The following is a 5,400-nucleotide window of genomic DNA, read 5'->3' as shown; positions in this document are numbered from 1 at the left end:
CCTTGAGGGGGAGATGTCCGGCAGGACAGAGAGGGGGGCGAAGGAACTCGACGTTTCCTTAGAAGCCCCTCACCAATCCATCACCACCTTGCCCGAGCTGCCGCTCCGCATCGCATCGAACCCTACCTGAAAATCGTCGATCCCAATGCGGTGCGTGATCAGCCCCGAAACATCCAGCGGCCCCTGCACGAGCGCGATCATCTTGTACCAGGTCTCGAACATCTCGCGGCCGTAGATACCTTTGAGATGCAGCATCTTGAAGATGACCTTGTTCCAGTCGATCTCGAAGCCGGTGGGCGCGATGCCCAAGATGGCGATCTTGCCGCCATTGTTCATCGTGTCGATCATTTCGCGGAAGGCAGGCGCGGCACCCGACATCTCCAGGCCGACATCGAACCCTTCGCTCATGCCGATCGAAGGCATGACATCGCGCAGCTTTTCCTTCGAGGCGTCGACCACATGCTGGACGCCAAGCTTGCGCGCCAGATCCAGCCGGACCGGGTTGATGTCGGTGATGACGACTTTTCGCGCGCCGACGCATTGCGCGACCAGCGCGCCCATGATGCCGATCGGGCCGGCGCCGGTGACCAGCACGTCCTCGCCGACCAGATCGAAGGACAGTGCAGTGTGAACCGCATTGCCCAGCGGATCGAAGATCGCCGCGATCTCGTCCGGAACATCGTCCGGGATCGGCACGACATTGTGCTGCGGGATGACCATATATTCGCCAAAAGCGCCGGGGCGGTGGACGCCAACGCCGAGCGTGTTGCGGCATAGATGCCCTCGCCCGGCGCGGCAGTTGCGGCAATGGCCGCAGACGATATGGCCTTCGCCCGAGACGCGCTGGCCGACCTTGTATTCGGTGACCGCGGCGCCGAAATCGGCGACAGTGCCGACGAATTCATGGCCCGTCACCATCGGCACCGGCACAGTCTTCTGCGCCCACTGGTCCCAATTGTAGATGTGGACGTCGGTGCCGCAGATCGCGGTTTTCTTGACCTTGATCAGCACGTCGTTAGGGCCGATCTCCGGCACCGGCACCTCTTCCATCCAGATGCCCGGCTCAGCCTTGGCCTTCACCAGCGCTTTCATCATGTTCGACATTCTGTTGTCCTTCGAATCTATTGATCCGGAATCGTTTTCTAGCGCCGGGCGTTCAGGAAATGACGCCCAGTTCCTTGCCGACCTCGCCAAACGCCTCGACCGCGCGGTCGATGTCGGCGCTGGAGTGCGCCGCCGACATCTGGGTGCGGATGCGCGCCTGGCCCTTCGGCACGACCGGGAAGGAGAAGCCGATGACATAGATGCCGCGCTTCAGCATGCGCGCGGCCATCTCCTGCGCCAAAGCCGCATCGCCCAGCATCACCGGGATGATCGGGTGATCGGCGCCGGCAAGGGTGAAGCCCAGCTTACCCATGCTGGAGCGGAACCGGTCCGCATTGGCATATAGGCGCTCACGCAGCGCGTCGCCATGGCGAATCAGGTCGAACACTTTGATCGAAGCGCCAGCGATGGCCGGCATCAGCGTGTTGGAAAAGAGATAGGGCCGCGAGCGCTGGCGCAGCCAGTCGACCACCTGCCTCTTGCCGGACGCGTAGCCACCGGAGGCGCCGCCCAGCGCCTTGCCCAGCGTGCCGGTGATGATGTCCACCCTGCCCTCGACGCCGCAATGCTCGGCCGAGCCGCGGCCGTTCCTGCCCACGAAGCCGACCGCATGGCTGTCGTCGACCATCACCATCGCATCGTATTTCTCGGCCAAATCGCAGACGCCGCGCAGATTGGCGATGATGCCGTCCATCGAAAACACGCCGTCGGTGGCGATCAGCCGGAAGCGGCAGTCCTTCGCCTCCTTCAGCCGGGCCTCGAGATCGGCCATGTCGTTGTTGGCGTAGCGGAAGCGCTTGGCCTTGGAGAGCCTGACCCCGTCGATGATCGAGGCGTGGTTCAAGGCATCGGAGATGATGGCGTCCTCCTCGCCAAGCAGCGTCTCGAACAGCCCGCCATTGGCGTCGAAGCAGGAAGAGTAGAGGATGGTGTCCTCCATGCCGAGGAAGGACGAGATCGTCGTCTCGAGTTCCTTGTGCTCCTCCTGCGTGCCGCAGATGAAACGCACCGAAGCCATGCCGTAGCCGTAGCGGTCGAGCGCCTGCTTTGCCGCGTCGCGCAGGTCCAGGCTGTCGGCGAGGCCGAGATAATTGTTGGCACAGAAGTTCAGCACCTTTTCGCCGCCGACCTCGATCTCGGCGGACTGCGTGGAGGAAATCACCCGCTCGGATTTGTAGAGCCCGGCCGATTTCAGGCCCTGGAGCTCGCTGTCGATATGGGAAAGGAATGCTTTGCTCATGGGTCCAGCCCTGTTCGGTTCGAGGCCGGACTGTCGCGCCACGGCTGCAAAAAATCCATCGCAAAAGCGACCGCTTCGGTGGCGTCGCGAAAGCCGGACGGCAATCCTTCTGGCGACGCACCAGCAATGCGATCAAAAAGCTGTCCGCGGGAAACGACATGATAACCATCTTGCGAGCTTTGTCGCGCCGCCGCGATCGCCATCAGCCTCCTTTGCCGAGCTGTTAACCCTTTCAAGGCAAGCGTCTTCCCGTCACGCATCCAAGGCGGGAATCCGTCGACCGGAGGGTCACTTAAGTCATGTCGCAGCAGCCAGTGCAGAGCGTTTCGCGCAAGCTGATACTGCTCATTAAGACCGGCTACTGGCTGGCGCTCACGATTATTGCCGCCATGGTGGTGGCCTCCTTCATTCTTCTGCAGCAGCTGATGGCGCAGCAGCAGCACAATGATGCTCTGCTCGACATCGTCTCGACGCAGAAGGCCCTGTCGCAGCGCATCGTCTTCCTGGCAAGCGCCACGGGCGCTGCCTCGCGCGACAAGCAGCCGGCGCTGGTAACCGCGCTCAAGCAGGCGACGGGCGAATTCGAAACCAGCTACGACCGGCTGCTCAAGGAGACCGGCGCCGATCCGCTGTCGCCGGCACGCAACGATCCGAAGTCGATCGAATATGTGCTGTTCAACAAGCCGTTCCACCTCGATTACTTCTCGGTCGGGCTCGTCGCCAATGGCGAAAGGCTGGTCTCGTCCTTCGAGTCGCAGCTCGGCATGCAGAGCAACGGCTACAAGGCCGGCGGCGAACGCGCCGGCCTCGACGCTTCCGTCGCCAATGCGACACTGTCGGGCTATGCCGCGCTCGGCCAGCGCATCAGCGCGTTCGCCGACGCGCAATCCAGCAACATCCTCGACCTGCACCGCACGCTGTTCTTCGCCACCCTCGGCGTCATCGTGCTGGTGGCGCTGTTCATCTTCCGGCCGATGTCCAACGCCATCCTGCGCAAGACCCGCGAGCTGGTGGACGCGCGCAACTCCATGGCCTTCATCGCCGTGCATGACGGCTTGACCGGTCTCCACAACCGCACCTTCCTGACCGACCATTTCGACACGCTGATCAAGGGCGCGCACCGGCGCCGCGAGCGCCTGGCGGTGGTCCAGTTCGATCTCGACCGCTTCAAGCAGATCAACGACACGCTCGGACACGCCGCCGGCGACTATGTGCTGGTGGTGACGGCGCAGCGCATGCGCGATTCCTGCCGCGCGTCTGACCTCTGCGCGCGGCTCGGCGGCGACGAGTTTGTCATGATCCTCAACGGGGCCGGCACCACCGAGGACATCCATGCGCTGGCCAAGCGCATCCTTGCCGAAATCAACGAGCCGATCACCTTCCAGGGCACGACCATCATGCCTGGCGCCAGCGCCGGCATCGCGGTCTATCCGGTCGACGCCGACAATGCGCAGGACCTGCTCGTCCATGCCGACCTCGCCCTCTATTCCGCCAAGAAGCTCGGCGGCGGCAATTTCTCCTTCTTCTCGGAAGAGCTGCGGCGCGAGCTCGACTACCGCAAGCAGCTCGAACAGGACATCCGCACGGCGATCGCCGACAAGAGTTTCGAGGTCTATTTCCAGCCGCAGGTGTCGCTGACCAGCGGCAAGATCAGCGGCATCGAGGCATTGGTGCGCTGGAACCACGCCACGCGCGGCATGATCTCGCCCGGCGAGTTCATTCCCGTCGCCGAGAAATGCGGCTTCATGCCCGATGTCGGCCGCATCGTCATCAGCAAGGCGATCAACGAGGCCGCCGAATGGGACCGCGCCGGGATCGATTTCGGGCGCATCGCTGTCAATGTCTCCGGCACCGAACTTCGCGAGCCTGATTTCGACGAGTTCCTGTTCGGCACGCTGGAGCGCGCCGGGCTGGCGCCGCAGAAGCTGTCGCTGGAAATCGTCGAATCCGTCATCCTCGACGACGAGAAGACGGGCATCGCCGCCAAGCTCCGCCACATCCGAGCCGCGGGCGTGCATCTGGAACTTGACGATTTCGGCACCGGCTATGCCTCGCTGAGCCACGTCAACCCGAACGAGATCGACCGGCTGAAGATCGACCGCCGCTTCGTTCAGAACATCAACGAGAACGGCGACAACAGCAAGATCGTGCGCGCCATCACGGAGCTTGCCAGGGGGCTGGGCATCTCGATCGTCGCCGAGGGCGCCGAGACCGAGGCCGAGCTCGACTCGCTGATGGCGATCGGCTGCGACCAGGTGCAGGGCTATTCCATCGCCTTCCCGATGCCGCAGGACAAGGCGCGCGAATGGCTGGCGGCACGCAGCCCGAAAAAGGCGAAGCTGAAAGTGCTGCAAGGCAGCCTGGGCTAGCGCAATCATCGACAAGCTTGACACAACCGGGCGTTATGGCGGCCTATCGGGATCGCAACCGGGTTTTGCGAATGCCGCTTCGTTATATCCTGCCGTTCCTGCTGCTCGTCGCATCGCCCGCCTCGGCCGCCGATCGCACCATTTATCTCACTTTCGATGACGGTCCGCTGACCGGTACAGCCAACATCCTCGACGTGCTGCAGGCCGAGCAGGTGCCCGCGACGTTGTTCATGGTCGGCATGCATGCCGAAGCCAACGCCACCAACCGGGCGCTGCTGCAGCGGGCGAAATCGATGCCGCTTGTGACGATCGGCAACCACAGCTACAGCCATGCCTATAATCACTACCTGCATTTCTACGGCGACACCGAAGGCGTGGTCGCCGACATGCTGAAGGCCAATGTTGTGCTCGGGCTGAAGCCGGCCGTGCATGCGCGGCTGCCCGGACGCGACGTGTTCCGGCTGCCCAATTACTCGAAGGACGACAATTCGCTCGGGCTGGCCGAGGCCGGCCGCGAGGATCCGGACTACGAATTCGTCGCGGCTTCAGGCTTCTGGCTTTACGGCTGGGATCACGAGTGGGTGCATGAGGACAGCGGCAAGCCGGTTCAGAGCGTCGACCATCTGGTCAGCGAGATCGATCATCTGTTCGGCTACGGCCATTTCGCCAGGCCGAACAAGCTGATCC

5 protein-coding genes are annotated in these 5,400 nt (G+C 63.1%); 2 read left to right on the top strand and 3 right to left on the bottom strand.

The features are described 5' to 3' along the window. Window positions 1–69: 69 nt before the first annotated feature. Genes tdh through EOA28_RS23645 form a run of 3 tightly spaced genes read right to left on the bottom strand, consistent with a single transcriptional unit; the run spans window position 70 to window position 2,547 of the window. Window positions 70–1,104: an L-threonine 3-dehydrogenase gene (tdh, locus tag EOA28_RS23655; RefSeq protein WP_127386445.1), complete on the bottom strand. Its 1,035-nt coding sequence runs from the start codon at window positions 1,102–1,104 to the stop codon at window positions 70–72. 52 nt (window positions 1,105–1,156) lie between these two features. After that, entirely contained in the window at window positions 1,157–2,344 is a 1,188-nt protein-coding gene (locus EOA28_RS23650; RefSeq protein WP_127386444.1) for a glycine C-acetyltransferase, read from the bottom strand. Beyond that, a complete protein-coding gene (locus tag EOA28_RS23645; RefSeq protein WP_127253884.1) occupies window positions 2,341–2,547 on the bottom strand; it encodes a hypothetical protein in 207 nt (68 codons plus the stop codon). Before EOA28_RS23645 ends, EOA28_RS23650 begins: the two co-directional genes overlap by 4 nt. 96 nt (window positions 2,548–2,643) lie before the next feature. Here EOA28_RS23645 and EOA28_RS23640 point away from each other — a divergent pair, with 96 nt between their 5' ends. Together EOA28_RS23640 and EOA28_RS23635 are read left to right on the top strand one after the other, a co-directional pair. Next, complete coding sequence (locus tag EOA28_RS23640; protein WP_127386443.1) at window positions 2,644–4,713, top strand: EAL domain-containing protein; 2,070 nt, start codon at window positions 2,644–2,646, stop codon at window positions 4,711–4,713. Window positions 4,714–4,784: 71 nt separating this feature from the next. Continuing rightward, window positions 4,785–5,400, top strand: a 616-nt coding sequence (locus EOA28_RS23635) for a polysaccharide deacetylase family protein (protein ID WP_128315334.1), incomplete at its 3' end; no start/stop codon positions are given.

The organism is Mesorhizobium sp. M2A.F.Ca.ET.067.02.1.1, assembly GCF_004023285.1.
Taxonomy (GTDB): domain Bacteria; phylum Pseudomonadota; class Alphaproteobacteria; order Rhizobiales; family Rhizobiaceae; genus Mesorhizobium.
The sequence above is the reverse complement of the archived record's forward strand: the minus strand, read 5'-3'. Positions and strand labels throughout refer to the sequence as shown.